Source organism: Hymenobacter sp. APR13, from assembly GCF_000737515.1.
Classification (GTDB): Bacteria; Bacteroidota; Bacteroidia; order Cytophagales; family Hymenobacteraceae; genus Hymenobacter.
Genome location: NZ_CP006587.1, coordinates 2280308 through 2294203, shown reverse-complemented (window position 1 = coordinate 2294203; position 13896 = coordinate 2280308). Strand labels below are relative to the sequence as shown.

At 61.8% G+C, this 13896-nt stretch carries 17 protein-coding genes; 7 read left to right on the top strand and 10 right to left on the bottom strand.

Features of this window, described 5'->3' with window-relative positions; genetic code table 11:
• Positions 1-63 precede the first annotated feature (63 nt).
• From N008_RS09535 to N008_RS09520, 4 genes are all read right to left on the bottom strand, one after another.
• Positions 64-642 (bottom strand): DUF3575 domain-containing protein, encoded by a 579-nt coding sequence (locus N008_RS09535; protein ID WP_044015567.1) that lies wholly within the window; start codon positions 640-642, stop codon positions 64-66.
• 105 nt (positions 643-747) lie between these two features.
• Positions 748-1365 (bottom strand): DUF3575 domain-containing protein, encoded by a 618-nt coding sequence (locus N008_RS21540; RefSeq protein ID WP_081910710.1) that lies wholly within the window; start codon positions 1363-1365, stop codon positions 748-750.
• A gap of 244 nt (positions 1366-1609) precedes the next feature.
• Complete coding sequence (gene rlmN / locus N008_RS09525; RefSeq protein ID WP_044018545.1) at positions 1610-2677, bottom strand: 23S rRNA (adenine(2503)-C(2))-methyltransferase RlmN; 1068 nt, start codon at positions 2675-2677, stop codon at positions 1610-1612.
• A 152-nt stretch (positions 2678-2829) separates the two neighbouring features.
• Positions 2830-3255, bottom strand: a complete 426-nt coding sequence (locus N008_RS09520) for an acyl-CoA thioesterase (RefSeq protein WP_044015565.1) — start codon at positions 3253-3255, stop codon at positions 2830-2832.
• Positions 3256-3411: 156 nt separating this feature from the next.
• Between N008_RS09520 and mnmD the strand changes: the two genes are divergently transcribed.
• The 7 genes from mnmD (at position 3412) to N008_RS09485 (ending at position 8284) form a co-directional block, all read left to right on the top strand.
• The gene (mnmD, locus tag N008_RS09515) at positions 3412-4098 is read left to right on the top strand and encodes a tRNA (5-methylaminomethyl-2-thiouridine)(34)-methyltransferase MnmD (protein ID WP_044018543.1); all 687 of its coding nucleotides are present in this window, start codon (positions 3412-3414) and stop codon (positions 4096-4098) included.
• A 21-nt stretch (positions 4099-4119) separates the two neighbouring features.
• Positions 4120-4665 carry a hypothetical protein gene (locus N008_RS09510; protein ID WP_044015563.1) on the top strand — a complete coding sequence of 182 codons (546 nt, stop codon included), beginning with the start codon at positions 4120-4122 and terminating at the stop codon, positions 4663-4665.
• A gap of 138 nt (positions 4666-4803) precedes the next feature.
• A complete protein-coding gene (locus tag N008_RS09505) occupies positions 4804-5049 on the top strand; it encodes a hypothetical protein (protein WP_044015561.1) in 246 nt (81 codons plus the stop codon).
• A gap of 5 nt (positions 5050-5054) precedes the next feature.
• Positions 5055-5975 (top strand): archaemetzincin, encoded by a 921-nt coding sequence (locus tag N008_RS09500; protein ID WP_044015559.1) that lies wholly within the window; start codon positions 5055-5057, stop codon positions 5973-5975.
• Positions 5976-6012: 37 nt separating this feature from the next.
• Positions 6013-7233: a DUF2157 domain-containing protein gene (locus tag N008_RS09495; protein WP_052381378.1), complete on the top strand. Its 1221-nt coding sequence runs from the start codon at positions 6013-6015 to the stop codon at positions 7231-7233.
• Entirely contained in the window at positions 7230-7832 is a 603-nt protein-coding gene (locus N008_RS09490; RefSeq protein WP_044015557.1) for a GDYXXLXY domain-containing protein, read from the top strand. The genes N008_RS09495 and N008_RS09490 overlap by 4 nt, the downstream gene beginning before the upstream one ends.
• Positions 7832-8284 (top strand): hypothetical protein, encoded by a 453-nt coding sequence (locus N008_RS09485; protein ID WP_044015555.1) that lies wholly within the window; start codon positions 7832-7834, stop codon positions 8282-8284. Before N008_RS09490 ends, N008_RS09485 begins: the two co-directional genes overlap by 1 nt.
• A 3-nt stretch (positions 8285-8287) precedes the next feature.
• Here the strand turns inward: N008_RS09485 and N008_RS09480 are convergent, their stop codons facing one another.
• The 6 genes from N008_RS09480 to bshC form a co-directional block, all read right to left on the bottom strand.
• A complete protein-coding gene (locus N008_RS09480) occupies positions 8288-8809 on the bottom strand; it encodes an ExbD/TolR family protein (protein ID WP_044015553.1) in 522 nt (173 codons plus the stop codon).
• 131 nt (positions 8810-8940) lie between these two features.
• Positions 8941-9480, bottom strand: coding sequence for an ExbD/TolR family protein (locus N008_RS09475; RefSeq protein ID WP_044018541.1), 540 nt, complete (start codon positions 9478-9480; stop codon positions 8941-8943).
• 76 nt (positions 9481-9556) lie between these two features.
• Positions 9557-10129: a 5-formyltetrahydrofolate cyclo-ligase gene (locus tag N008_RS09470; protein WP_044015551.1), complete on the bottom strand. Its 573-nt coding sequence runs from the start codon at positions 10127-10129 to the stop codon at positions 9557-9559.
• Positions 10126-11070 carry a hypothetical protein gene (locus N008_RS09465; protein ID WP_156109168.1) on the bottom strand — a complete coding sequence of 315 codons (945 nt, stop codon included), beginning with the start codon at positions 11068-11070 and terminating at the stop codon, positions 10126-10128. The genes N008_RS09470 and N008_RS09465 overlap by 4 nt, the downstream gene beginning before the upstream one ends.
• Positions 11071-11162: 92 nt before the next feature.
• Complete coding sequence (locus N008_RS09460) at positions 11163-11981, bottom strand: carboxypeptidase-like regulatory domain-containing protein (protein WP_044015548.1); 819 nt, start codon at positions 11979-11981, stop codon at positions 11163-11165.
• 132 nt (positions 11982-12113) lie between these two features.
• Positions 12114-13706 carry a bacillithiol biosynthesis cysteine-adding enzyme BshC gene (gene bshC / locus N008_RS09455; protein WP_044015546.1) on the bottom strand — a complete coding sequence of 531 codons (1593 nt, stop codon included), beginning with the start codon at positions 13704-13706 and terminating at the stop codon, positions 12114-12116.
• Between the last annotated feature and the right edge of the window lie 190 nt (positions 13707-13896).

Here is a 13896-nt window from a genome sequence, read left to right as displayed (position 1 = left end):
TCCGAACGCACAACGCCCGACCTGCAGAGCAGGTCGGGCGTTGTGCTTGGTTACATACAGTAGTTAGAACGCAATACCGAACGTAACACCGGCGCGTATACCGAATCCATCGAACGGACCCGGATCATATGATACGGAACCCGAAGACGTACTCTTCTCCGAGATGCTGCCTCCGTTGTACGATGGCCCTAGGAAAGTATCCAGCGAAAACCGCTCCTTGAAAATCCAGTGGCGGCCTACTACTACCCCGCCACCAAACGTATTAAGCGAGGCTTCGTCGGTACTCGTAGTAGGGTTGCCGTTGCTGTTGTAATCGGTATATTCAGTCTTGATGGTCAAGTTCTGATAACGCAAGAAAGGCCCCACGTAGAATCCTTCCAGAGCCGAAGTTCTTTCCGAAAGATAAAAACGATACTCCGGCGTGATGGCGAAGCCGGTGATTCTGTCCTGGTCGCTGATTTTGAAATTCGTAAACAACAGGCCCAGCTGCATCGAGCTGTTGTCGCTCAATTTTCGCTCGTAAAAGAACGAGCCGGTTTTCAACAAAGGACTGATAATGTTCACCTTGATGGCATTATCCTGTGCCAAGGCAGAGGTTGCGGACGCGAGTAGCAGCGAGGACGCGAGTAAGAGTTTTTTCATGAAATAGAAAGTGAGGAAAGGGAAAGAAGCCGTACCATTTGCTGCCGTTGACTTGAGCAGGCCAAGTAGCGCATAGTAGCTGCTTGGCCTGCGCCGAAGCAGTCGTTAAAAAGCTATGCCAAAGGTGACACCACCCCGGATGCCGTAGTTTATATCATCATAAAAGCCTAAAAAGCTGTCTTTATCGACCCCGGCACCATCCGATGAAACGCCCGACACCATATACGATGGGCCTAACTGGGCATCGAGTGAAAATCGTTGTTTGAAAATCCAGTGCCGGCCCACCACCACTCCTCCCCCGAAGGCATTAAGCGTGGCATCTACCTTACGCCGTGAATAGCCGCCCGTAATGGGGTCGTACAACTCGTAGTCGCCTTTCTGGCTCAGGTGCTGAAAACGCAGAAACGGAGCTACGTAGAAGCCCTCCATGGCTGGGTGCTTCTCCGACAGGTAGAACCGGTATTCCGGCATGATACCGAAGCCGGAAGTTTTGCGGCCCTCGCTGTAATAGTTGAAGCCGCCGTCTTCGCGGTAATTGGCCGTCACGGACACACCCAGCTGAAAGCTGCTAGTTTCGCTGAGCTTGTGCTCAAACGACAACGCCGCTGTATTTACGATGGGCTGGATAATGTCGATTTTCACGACGTTGGTTTGGGCCTGAGCTTGGGTGGCGGCCACTACGGCGGCAGCGGCCACCAATCCACAAATAGTAGAGCAGTTCATAATAGGCAAGAAAGTAAAGATGAACGAGTAGAAATAGCGATGCTACAATATTAATGCCGATAACAACTGTAGGCCCGAAAAAAACTACCGTGGTTGCTTATCAAAGACAAACATCAATAAAATAATTTATATATACCGTACACTTCCGGCGCCCGGCTAAATAAAAAGTCTGCAGCCCTTTCACACACGGAGGCCCGACATCTGACGATGCCGGGCCTCCGTGTGCACATAAAGAGCCAGTAGCCTACGCCGCCTCCGACTTTTCCTTCACGGCCAGCTGCCCGCAGGCGGCGTCGATGTCTTTGCCGCGGCTGCGGCGCAAGTTGGTTTGCACGCCGCGGTCGGCCAGGTACTTGAGGAAGGCCATGAGCTTCACCTCGCCGGTGTTTTTGTAGTCGGCGTTTTCAATGGGGTTGTACTCGATGAGGTTCACCTTGCACGGAATCCACTTCGTGATTTGGAGCAGCTCCTCGGCGTCCTGTAGCGTATCGTTGAAGCTCTCGAACACGATGTACTCGTAGGTGACCTTGCGGCCCGTTACCTGGTGGTAGTGCTTGAGGGCGTCCTCCAGCGAAGCCAGGGAGTTGGCCTCGTTGATGGGCATGATTTCGTTGCGCTTGGTATCGTTGGGCGCGTGCAGGCTCAGGGCCAGGTTGGCCTTCACACCGTCGTCGGCCAGCTTCTTGATCATCTTGGCGATGCCGGCGGTGCTGACCGTGATGCGGCGCGGGGCCATGTTCAGGCCGTCGGGGGCGGTGATGCGCTCAATGCTTTTCACCACGTTGGCGTAGTTGAGCAGCGGCTCGCCCATGCCCATGTACACGATGTTGGTGAGCGGCGTGCCGTACTGGGCCTCGCACTGCTCGCGGATGCGCACCACCTGGTCGTAGATTTCGGCAGCGTCGAGGTTGCGCTTGCGGTCCATGTAGCCGGTGGCGCAGAACTTGCACGTGAGCGAGCAGCCCACCTGCGAGCTGATGCAGGCCGTCATGCGCGTGTCGTGCGGGATGAGCACGCCTTCCACGATGTTGCCGTCGTAGAGCCGGAACGCCGATTTGATGGTCCCGTCGTTGGAGAGTTGCTGGTTTTGCACCTGCACACCGTTGATGACGAAGTGCTTCGCCAGCAGCTCGCGCGTGGCCAGGCTGATGTTGTTCATCTCCTCAAACGTGCCGGCCGTGTTCTTCCAGAGCCACTCACTCACCTGCTTGGCGCGGAAGGGCTTTTCGCCGTGCTCCACCATAAAGGTTTTGAGCTCGTCGGGGGTGAGTTTGCGGATGTCGCGCTTGGAAACTACGGGCAGGTCAATCATCATAGCGCAAAGATACAACGAGCGAGGCAGTTGGGTTCCACGGAAATCGGGCAGTAGCGCGAACTTTGCAGTTCGCGCCTCCGCACGGCGCAGATGGCGCTTGCGGCGCGGGGGCGCGAACCGCAAAGTTCGCGCTACTGCCGGCCTGGCCGTCAGCCCCCCAGATGAGCTAGCTCTGCCTCGGTCAGGGGCAGCAGCTTGCGGGTGGTGTAGTCGAAAGCGAGCATGCCGGTTTTGGCCCGCGCAATTTCGCGCTGCTCCTGGTTCCAGACCTGGTACACGATGTCGAAGCCATACTTGTGCGGGTCGGCCACGGCCATATCCACGCGCAGCGTATCGGCGTGGAAGGCCTCGCCTTTGTACTCGATGGCCACGTCGGCCATGATGTGGCCGCGGCCGGTGGCGCGGTCGACTTCGGGGCGGCCCAGGTGCAGCAGAAACTGCACGCGGGCCTCGTGGAGCAGCCCCAGCAGCGAATCGTTGCCGAGGTGGGCGCCGTAGTTGAGGTCGGTGATGCGCACGGCGAGGGTGCTGGAAAAGCGGAAAGTTTCCGGTAGATTTACTTTGATGCGGGCCATGTAGCGGAACGATAAGAAAAACGGGTAGCCTTCCTACGCACGGCTTGCAGGCCGGGTGACGAGAACGAGGCAAACGGGGCGTTTTCTTGCCGGCCGGTGCTGCCCCGCCTCGCCTGCTCCTGCCTGCCTGCACACCTGCTCCTCAACCGCTCCCGTATGCTTACCCCTACCGTAGAAGTCCGCACCACGGCCGACGGCTCCAGCACGCTGTACGTGCCCGCCCTCGACGAACATTACCACTCCACCCACGGCGCCATTCAGGAGGCGCAGCACGTGTACCTGGGCGCGGGCCTGGCCCCCGTGATGGCCGCCGCCACGGGCATGGTGTGGGTGCTGGAAGTCGGCTTCGGCACCGGCCTGAACGCCCTGCTCACGCTGCAGTACAGCCTGGCCAGCCCCCACCCCATCTTCTACGATACCATTGAGAAGTACCCGCTGCCGCCGGCCGTTATCGGGCAGCTGGGCGTGGAGCGCTACGTGCTCAACCCCGAGCTGCTGGATTACCACGAGCAGATTCATGCTGCTGGTTGGAACACGCCGGTGGCCCTCACGCCGCAGTTTGCGCTGCTGAAGCTGGCCGGCGAGCTGCAGCACACGCCCTTGGCCGAAGACACCTACCACGTCATCTACTTCGACGCCTTCGCGCCCGAAAAGCAGCCCGACATGTGGACCGACGAGATATTCCAGCAGCTGTACGCCGCCACCGCGCCGGGCGGCTGCCTGGTGAGCTACTGCGCCAAAGGCAGCTTCAAGCGCAGCCTGCAGGCCGCCGGCTGGGAAGTGGATCGAATTCCGGGCCCGCCCGGCAAGCGCGAAATGACGCGGGCTTGGAAGCGGGCGTAGGGGCAGAAACCTGATAATGCTATGAAACTGAATTGTCGCCTGAACCAGCTTACGGAAGCAGAGTACCGGCATCTATTGGCCAATTACCGCCGCTACACCGATTTCAACTCGCTAGGGCTGTTCCGCAGCTTGCTTGAAAACGAGAAGCTGAATCTGGTGCAACGGCAGCAGCTACGGGATGCCGCCATTACGGTGTTTCCGAAGTTTTATGAGTTTCTGCAGATCAAGGATCCTACCACCTACTTACAGCTCAGCACGCTGGGGCAGGAGCTAACCGTGGCCGATGAGCGCGCGGCCTGGGAAGAAATCAAGCACGCGCAACAGCGCATCCTCACCCGGAAGCAGCTCGGCCACCGCAACTTCGGCACCTACTCCCGCCACAACTGCCCTTACGACACGTGCCCCTACAATGGCCTGATGATCCGGCAGAACTCCCAGTTGGCAGAAAGTGTGCTGCGTTTTCATTCCGAGCGGCGCATTGGCTGGGGGCACTACAGCCACCAGGCAGCCCGCCGCCGCCAGGAGCGGAAGGTATGGGCTCAGGGCCGGGCGCCGCACGACGAGTAGCGCCGCCAGCGCAATTCCGCCATTCGGCGTAAGTTGCCCAACGCTCCATTCCGGGCGCGCTACGTGCGAGCTGACGTGGGCCTGGAAACAGAGGCAGCTGCTACAGATATAGTTTCTTTTAATCATTACGATACTGCTATGCCCGACCGCGAAACGCCACTCGTTATTGCCTGCCCGAAATGCAACTGGCAGCCGGAAGGCGGCGAGCAGTGGCAATGCAGCTGCGACCACATATGGGACACTTTCGAAACGGCGGGCGAGTGCCCGGCGTGCTACAAGCAGTGGCAGGATACCTGGTGCCTGACCTGCCACTGCCCGTCAGAGCACGCGGCCTGGTACCGGCAGGATAAGGGCCTGCCGCTGTTCGTGATACTTCCCAACTGACCGGTATGCTGCTGCGGTTCTGCCGGATTGTGCTGCTGCTGGGCTTTCCGGGCCTGATGCTGGCCTGTGGGCTATTTGCTGATGCTGATTTTTCACCCGAAGCCCGGGCTTACTTTGCTGCCATCAAAGCCAACGACCTGCCACTAAAGAAGCCGCAGCCCGGCGAGTGGCTCTACGAAAACCAGGAGCCAGGGCAGACGCTGAAACAGTACCAGCAGCTGCGTATTGTTCGGCCCGACTCGGTGCGCCATACGTTGTATCTGTTGCCTGTCGGCCGCTTTTCGCCGCTGCAGCAGCAGGTGTTGCAGGCTACGCGGCAGTATCTGCAAAGCTTCTTTCAGCTGCCGGTGGTCTTGCTGCCCACGGTATCGGATACGTTCGTCCCGAAAACAGCCCGGCGCCGGGGCACCGATGGGCAGGAGCAACTGCTGGCGCCTTACATCCTGAGCCAGCGCCTGAACGGGCAGATACCACCGAATGGCTTGGCCCTGATGGCTCTCAGTGCCCAGGACTTATATCCGAAACCGGAATGGAACTACGTATTTGGCTTGGCCTCGTACCCGGACCGGGTAGGCGTAACGTCAGTTTACCGGCTTCAGGATATGCAGCTGACTTCCCGAAATTATACCCGCTGCCTGACCCGCCTGCTTGGCATTTCCTCGCACGAATTGGGGCATATGTTTTCCCTGCGCCACTGCACACACGCACTCTGCGTGATGAATGGCACCAATAGCCTCGCGGAAACGGATAGCAAACCCAACCGTCTCTGCTCGCAGTGCCAGAGCAAGCTGTATTGGGCCTGTCGCTACGATAACCGGCAGCGGCTGCAGGACCTAAGCGACTTTTTCCGGACCCATCAGCTGAAGCGAGACGCCTCTCTGGCAATTCGCGACCTGAAATGCCTGCCTGGCCAAGTCCAACCGTAGATTCACATTGTTCCATCCTGCGTAAGTTGCCCGCATTATGAGTCGAAGAGTACTGGAAACCGACGGGCGGGACTGGGTGCAGCGGGGCATCATTGCGGAAGAGCAGCGCGTGCAGCTGCTGGCGCTGTACCCGGCCGAACGGCTGCCCCTGGCGCTGCTGCCGCTGCTGGGCAGCCTCCTGATTCTGCTGAGCGCCCTGAGCGTGGTGGCGGCCAACTGGCAGGGCCTGCCCGAAGTGGTGCGGCTGGCGCTGCTGCTGGGCTCGTTGGCCGGCACCTACGCCGCCGCCGAGTACTTTTTGCGCCGCCAGTACGAGTCGTTGGGCATGGGGCTGCTGGGGCTGGGGCTGCTGCTGTTTGGCATCAGCATCCTGCTCACCAGCCAGATGTACCAGCTCATCGGCTACGACCTGTCGGGGCTGGTGGCGTGGGCCGTAGCGGGCGTGGCCCTCACGTGGGTGTACGGCAGCCGGTTCCTGTTCATCCTGACCGTGGTGATTGGCGGGCTGGTGCAGGGCTACAACACCGGGCAGCTGGGGGCGTTCAGCTACCTAACCGCCGGGCTCACGGCCGGCGGGCTGGGCTACTACTGGTGGCGCCGCCCCGATTCGGTGCTGGGGGCAGTGCTGGCCTCGGGACTGCTCTGGCAGGCGGCGCTGCTCATCAGCCATTTGCACATCAAAATCACCTGGTTTTTCCTGCCGGCCATGCTGCTCTACGCCTTCGGCGACTGGCAGCCCGACCGGCCGGCCGGCCGCGCCCTGCAGGGGCCGCCGCTGGTAGCCGCGTTTGTGTTTACGCTGGGGCTGGCTTTGTTCGGCGAGTCGGATATTTATGCCGGGCGGCTACGGGCGCCCATGCTGCCGTATCTGGCGGCGCTGGGAGTGGTGCTGGCGCTATCGGCGGTGGGCAAGCAGCGGCGTGGCCGCCTGGGCAGCCTCACCGACTGGCTGCTGCTGCTACCGGGCTTCTATTTCACGGGCGGGCTGCCGCTGGCCGTGGCCACGCTGGTGGTGCTGTACGCCTATTCCGGGGCCGTGCTCTGGCGCGCCCACCAGGAGCAAAACCCCGACCGGGTGACGCTGGGCACCGTGCTGTTCATCCTGACCACCGCCGTGGCCTACTTCAAGCTGACGTGGGGCTTCATGGATAAGTCGTTGTTTTTCCTGCTGGGCGGCGGGCTGCTGCTGGGGCTGAGCTGGTGGCTGCGGCGCCGGGCGGCTCACACGTTTTCAACTTCTGAAGCCCCCAAGCCATGAGCGCGCCTGCTACGTCCGTACCTGCGGCGGTCGGCGCGCCGGTAGCCACGCCCATCGTTCGGCCCAGCCACACACTGCCCGAGCCCCGGCGGCGGCGCTGGCTGCGGGGGCTGGTGGTGGCGCAGTTGCTGTTTGTGCTGGCGGTGTCCGGGGCCGGCTACGCCACCGAGCGGCTAGGCACAACCATCACCCTGCGCACCGCCCCCGCCGACCCGCGCGACCTGCGTTTCCACGACTATCTGGAGCTGCGCTACCTCATCAGTGAGCTGCCCGGCCGCCTCTGGAAGGGCAGCGCCGTGCCCCGCCGCAAAGCCCCGGTATACGTGGTGCTGGAGCAGCGGCAGGGCGTCTATGAGGCCGTGGCCGTGTACCCGGCGCCGCCGGCCATCGGCCCCGGCCAGACTGTTTTGCGCGGCTGGGTGCAGGAAACGTGGCGCCGCAGCATGCGCCTGCGCTACGGCCTGGAGCGCTACTACCTGCCCGAGGAAGCCCGCCGCCAGCTGCGCCGCCCACAGCCGCTGCAGGTCACGGTCAGTATTGCGCCGTGGGGGCAGGCGCGCATCTCGCAGGTGCAGGTGCTGCCCGCTTTGCCCCGCTGATGACGCACCGCTTTTTGCTTTTGCTGCTGGGCTGCGGAGTGGTGGCCGTTGTGCTGGCCGGCCTGTTGGTGGGGTTTGGGGCGCTGCTGCAGCCGCAGCTGGATATCCAGCTGCACAACACCTACATCGTGCTGCCGCCCTACTGGCTGGTGCTGGCGCTGCTGTTGCCCCTGCTGCTGCTGGCGCTGGCCGGCACGGCGTTATGGCGGCGCAGTCCGCACCTGACATATGCCGTGCTGGTGGTGATCAGCCTGCTACTGCTGCTTGGGGCCGACTACGCCACCGACGCCCTTACGCAACTGGCGGCGCTGGCGGTGCCACCGGGGTTTCCGGCCGGCAGTGCGGCCGCTCCGGCCTGCTGGCTGCTGCTGGCGCGGGCGCTACACCTGGCGGCCATAGTCGGGGTAGGCTACGGCTGCTACCAGCTGGGCCGACGAGCCATGCGCCGGTAGCGGCTAGTGCCGCACCTGGGGCCGGTAGTCGAGGAGCTGCTGGTCGGCGGGGGTGAAATCGACCAGGGCGTATTGCTGCTGGTCGGTGATGTTCATTTCGTCGAGCACGTCTACCAGGTCGCGGTATTTGGCGTCGGGGCCGGCCTTGATGAGCACGAAGGGCGCGGGCTGCTGCTGCTGGCGGTCCAGCAGAACCTGGCGCAGGCCAGCGGCGCTGAACGTGGTGGTACGCAGCGTCGGCTTGGTGTCCGCATCGTTCAGGCCGAAGAAGTAGTGCACCTGGCTGTCTTTGCCCAGAATCAGGGTCAGGGCTTTGCTTTGTTTGAGTGGGGTGGCGGGGCCTTTGCCGGCGGGCATGGTCAGGTCCATGGCGTTCTGCCGGGCAAACGTGGTGGTGAGCATGAAGAACGTGAGCAGCAGAAACGCCAGGTCTACCATCGGGGTCATATCGAGGCGGAAGGCCGACTTTTTCACGCGGGGTTTCGAGCCACAGGCGGCAGGGGCGGCGGTTTGGAAGTCGGCCATAACGATGCTGGGGATTAAGTGAATACCGGTTGTATTCAGCCAACGCTATGGTGCGGGTCGGTATTGTGCGCCCGCAGGATTTGCGGCTGGTCAACCAGTGCTGATACCGCCTCGGCAGGCTCCACCGCCACCTACAGGCGCTTACGGTTCAGCTGTTGCGCGTATTCAATCAGTTGCTCGTCTTCTGCCGTGAGGTCTGCTATGGCGTATTTGCTGGTTTCCGTAATGCTCATTTCGTCCAGCACATTTACCAGCGCCTGGTAAGACGATTGGTTGCTGGGTTTGATGAGGACTAACGCTGCATACGGATTCTTCCTGTTCTCTAACAGCACCTGACGCAAGCCCTCAGCACTGAAGTTGGTCTGCTTCAAATTGGTTTTAGACAGCACCGAAGCCAATCCAGGATAACAGTAAAGTTTATCGTCTGCATCAATCAATACTGTCATAACATTCAGATAGCCACCACAAACAGCGCCCATATCTTCTGGCTTTGGCTTCACGGGCATCGCCAGTTCCATAACCGTAGGCCGGGCAAAATCAGCTGCCATCAAAAAGAAGCTCACCAGCAGAAACCCCAACCCTACCATCGAGGTCATATCGGGCGACGAGGCAAGGCGGCGGCCGGCGCGACGGGCGTGACCGGTGAAATGAGGGGGTTGAATATGGGCCATAGCCTGAATGTAGAGAATAGGCGCCATTCACGCACATCTACTCCACACAAAAAGCTGGCTTACAGCAACTCTCCGCTTAAAACCACCACACCCGTTCGGGCGTGAGGCAGGCATGCAGGGGCACGTCGCCGGCCCAGGCATCGGCAATGCGCGCAACCGGAGGCTCCAGGCTTACGCCGATGCGCAGGGCCTCGGGGCGGCAATCCGCCAGAAACCGGTCGTAGAAGCCCTTGCCGTAGCCCACGCGGTGGCCAGCTTCGTCGAAGGCCAGCAGCGGAATCAGCACGGCGTCCAGCTGCGGCAGCGCTACTTCGGCGGCGCCCACCGGCTCTGGGATGCCCCAGCGGTTTTCTATCAGCGTGGTAGCGGGCGTGAGGTGGAAGTGGCGCAGCGTATGGCCGTCGGGCTGCACCACGGGCACGGCCAGCTGCGGGTGCGGCTGCCGCGCCCACAGCTGCCGGATCAGCAGCCAGGTGTCGGGCTCGTGCTGCTGCGGAATCGGCAGAAACAGGTGCAGCCACTGCCACTGCGCTACCGGAAAACGGGCGTGCAGTTGCTCCCACAACGCGGCGCTGTGGTGCGCCACTTCGGCTTCGGGCAGGGCGCGGCGGCGGGCCAGGGCTTCGCGGCGCAGGTCGGCTTTGGTCACGGGCGACGGGCAGGAGCCAGTTGGAAGGCCTTCATGGCCACGGTGCTGCCGGCGTCGATGCCGAAATAATCCCACGGATAGGGTGGGAAATAGCCATTCAATGCCGTTAGCGTGGCATTACGCTTTTCCCGCTCCCCCACTAAGTGGTACAGATAGGCCAGGTTGTTATTGGCATAGATGGATACCAACGTGTTGTTCAGCGGCAGCTGCGGCTGCGCCAGCACTTCTTCCAGCAGCTCCCGGTAAGCCGGATACCACCGCTGCAAGGCCGATGACTCATTTTCCAGGTCGGCGTCGCTGTACATCTCTACCAGAAACATCAGCCAGAGCGTGTGATGCAGCGCATCGTCCTCCACCGACTGGATGTAGCCCACTAGCTCTTCTTCGCTGCCCAGCCATTTGGGCGAGGCCAGCTTGAACACGTGGTGGTAGGCCCAGAACTTGCGCGCGTCCACCGCAATGCTTTGGTGAAAGGCCGTCATGGCGTGGTCGGGCTCATTCAGGCCCATTTCCACCCGCACCAGCCGGGCGCGGGCTTCGCAGAGGAAGGCTGGGGTAGCGAAAGGGCCACCCAGTAGCCCGCGGGCCAGCAGCAGGTAGTGCTCAAAGCCTTCCATCTGCGACTTCGATACATCCTTGGCCAGCAGGCCGGAGCGCGCCTGCCAGGCCTGGTAGAGGTACCAGGCTCCCAGCACCAGCCGGGCAAACTCCGGCTCTGGGTCCTTTGCCAGCGGCAGAATCTGCTTGTTGAATTGTTCGGTCAGGCAGATACCGTCCAGCAGGCGGGAAAGCTCATCCGACGTCACGCTCAACGCTATCTGCCCGATTTGGCCCCACTTTTCCTGCTTTACCAAAGGTGTCAGCTGCCGGGCTTCCAGCAGGCCAAACGACAAATCACGGGCAGCAGGGGCGCCAAACAAAGCACGAATCCGGGAAAACATAGGTTGCAGCTACAAGGCCGGCGGGCGGCGTAAAAGCCCTCAATATATACCTCAGGCTGATTTGAATGGTCGGCGGGCCGGTGCTTGCAGCGTTAATCCTGCACCGTCACGTAGAAGCTGGCGCGCGGCTGCATACCCGCCAGGTAGGCGCCGGCCGACTGCCGCTCCCAGGTTCCCTGGCTGGTGGTGCGGATGTACAGGTCGTTGTTGGTGTAGCCGATGCTGGCGGAGAAGGCCAGGGCATTGGTGACTTTGGCCGCATCAGCCCCGCCAATCCATTCCAGGGCCAAGAAGAAGTCGTCGTCAAGAATCAGCTGGTCGGCGGTCAGGTCCACCGTAATCGGGCCTTTAGCCACGCTGCTGGTCACGATGATGTCGCGCTGCACCAGCTTCTCCGTGGAAGGCTTGCCGTTGGGCAGCAGCCGGTACAGGTTCACCCGGAACTTCAGCGCGCCCGCCCGATTATAGGCCACGTTGAAGTTGGCGTTGAGCACCTTCGTGGGCTTGTGCTTGAGGCTGATAACCGTCCCGATTTCCGCCCCCAGATCGGTGGCCGACAGCGTAATGGTGGAGTTTTCGGAGTTGGTACTGATGCCCAGCGTGCGGGTGCGCCGGAAGTAGCCCTTGGCTTTCACCTTCACTTCGCGCAGAGCCACGGCATCCTCAGTGAGCTGCACGTTGGGCTGGGTTAGCAGGGCCTGCACCGTCAGGCGGCGCGGCCGGAACCCGATACTGGAGATACGCACAGTGTCGGTGGGAGCGGCACCGCTCAGGCGGTAGCGGCCCTGTTCGTCGGCCACGGTACCCACGGCTTTGCCCGGCACACCAATATTCACGAACGGCACCGGCTCCTGGCTGCCGACCTTCGTGATGATGCCACTAATGGACTGGGCCGCGGCGGGTGCGGCCACTGTCAGCAGCAGAACGAAAAGGGTAATCGAAAGGCGTAATGGCCGCATAAAACTCCGGATAGCGTGAGGGATATGCGGGCAAGATACCGGGCGGCGGCCAACTGTTGGCTGAACGGGTATTTTTTTGAACCGCTACTCCTCCTCCAGCACCGTAAACTCCAGGGCCAGTGGGTCGAAGGCATCCAGCAACTGCCCGATAAAGCCGGGGTTGTTGATGAGGATGCTCAGCACGTTGTCTTCGCGCTCCTGCAGGTGACCGTTGGGCATCAGCTTGTCCTTGAGGGCCGTGAGCTGGTTGTAGGCGGTTTCGTGCTTGGCTTCGGCGGCTTTGCTCAGGCGCTTTTCCAGGCCCTGCACAATGCCGGCCACCTTCTGCTGCTCGGCGGCCACCGTGCGTACCAGTGTGGGGTCGAGGCGCTGGGCGAGGTCCGACATCTGCTGGAAGGCGGCAGCCAGCTGCTGCTGCTGCTCCTGCAGGCTAATTTCCTCCTGACCCAGTGTGGTGCCCACCTGCTTTTTCAGCTCCGGCAGCGGCCGGAAGATGTCCAATGAGGTGAGGCCCAGCTTGCGCAGCTTGCCGGCGTTGGCCTTGCCCACGTACTGGGCCGAGTTGCGGGGCAGCAGAATGGGGAACGGCACCTGGTTCTGGTCGAACACACCCTTCAGCTGGAACCAGTAGGCCACCTCGGCCCCACCCCCAATGTAGCAGAGGTTGGGCAGCAGCAGCTCCTGGTACAGGGGCCGCAGCACCACATTGGGGCTGAACTGCTCGGGGTGCTGTTGGGCCAGCGCCAGCAGCTCGGCCTGAGTGTGGCAGCGGCCGGTGTTGCGCACCGTAATCTGCACGCAGTCCTGGGCCGCGTCGTACTCCAGCCGCTCCCGCTTGCCGCTGTCGGTGAGGAAGAACAGGTTGAGCGGGCGCGAGTAAACCTGGGGCTTGTAGCCGGCGGCTTCGAGACGGGCGTTAGCCGCCTGCACGGCGTTATTGGAGGCCTGAGCCTGGATTTCCTGCTCCAACACGGGCACCAATGCCTGCTTCAGCGCCGGCGCATCCGCGTCCAGGCTCACCAGCCCGTACTCGCCAAACAGGTCGTGCGTCAAGCGGCGGGTGGCCTCGGCCAGAGTGCCCGACTGCTCATACGCCTCCCGGAACAGCGCCGGCACGTCGGCGGGCAGCTGGTCGAGCAGCTCCTCTTTCAGGCCCGTCAGCGGCAGCCGGCCCACGGGCCCGCCCTGGTCGGCGGCGTTCCACTCGTACTTCTTGCCGAACAGGTTGAGGTGGTTGATTTCGGCGAAGTCGTGGTCTTCGGTGGCCATCCAGTACACCGGCACGAAATCGTACTGCGGGTACTGCTGCTTGAGCTGGCGGGCCAGCTTCACGGCCGTCACAATCTTGTAGATGAAGTACAGCGGCCCGGTGAGCAGGTTGAGCTGGTGGCCGGTGGTGATGGTAAACGTCGTGTCCTTCGCCAGCAGCTCCAGATTGGCCTGCACCGCCGGATTCACCGCGGGTAACGCGGCGTACTGCCGCTGTAGCTCTGCTGTGAGCCGCTGCCGGGCCTCGGGCGCGTACTGGGCCTGCTTCTCTTTCATCTGGTCCTCAAAGGCAGCCAGCGTAGGGAAGCGGTGGTAGAAGGGCTGCAGCGCTTCCGCCTGGCCCAGATAATCGGTGAGCAAAGCGGAAAACGCGCCGGTTGCGGCGTACGAAAGAGTCGTGACGGACATACGAGAGGAGGATAATCGGGCTATAACCGGCCAGCGGCCACAAAGTAACTGGGTATTTTTTGGGATGGGCCGAATAAAGGAACGTCATTCCGAGCGAAGGCGGAGCCGAAGCCGAGGAATCTCGCGTGCTGATGTTGCGCCAGTAAACCCTTACGACAGGATTACTAGTGCACGCGAGATTCCTCGGCTC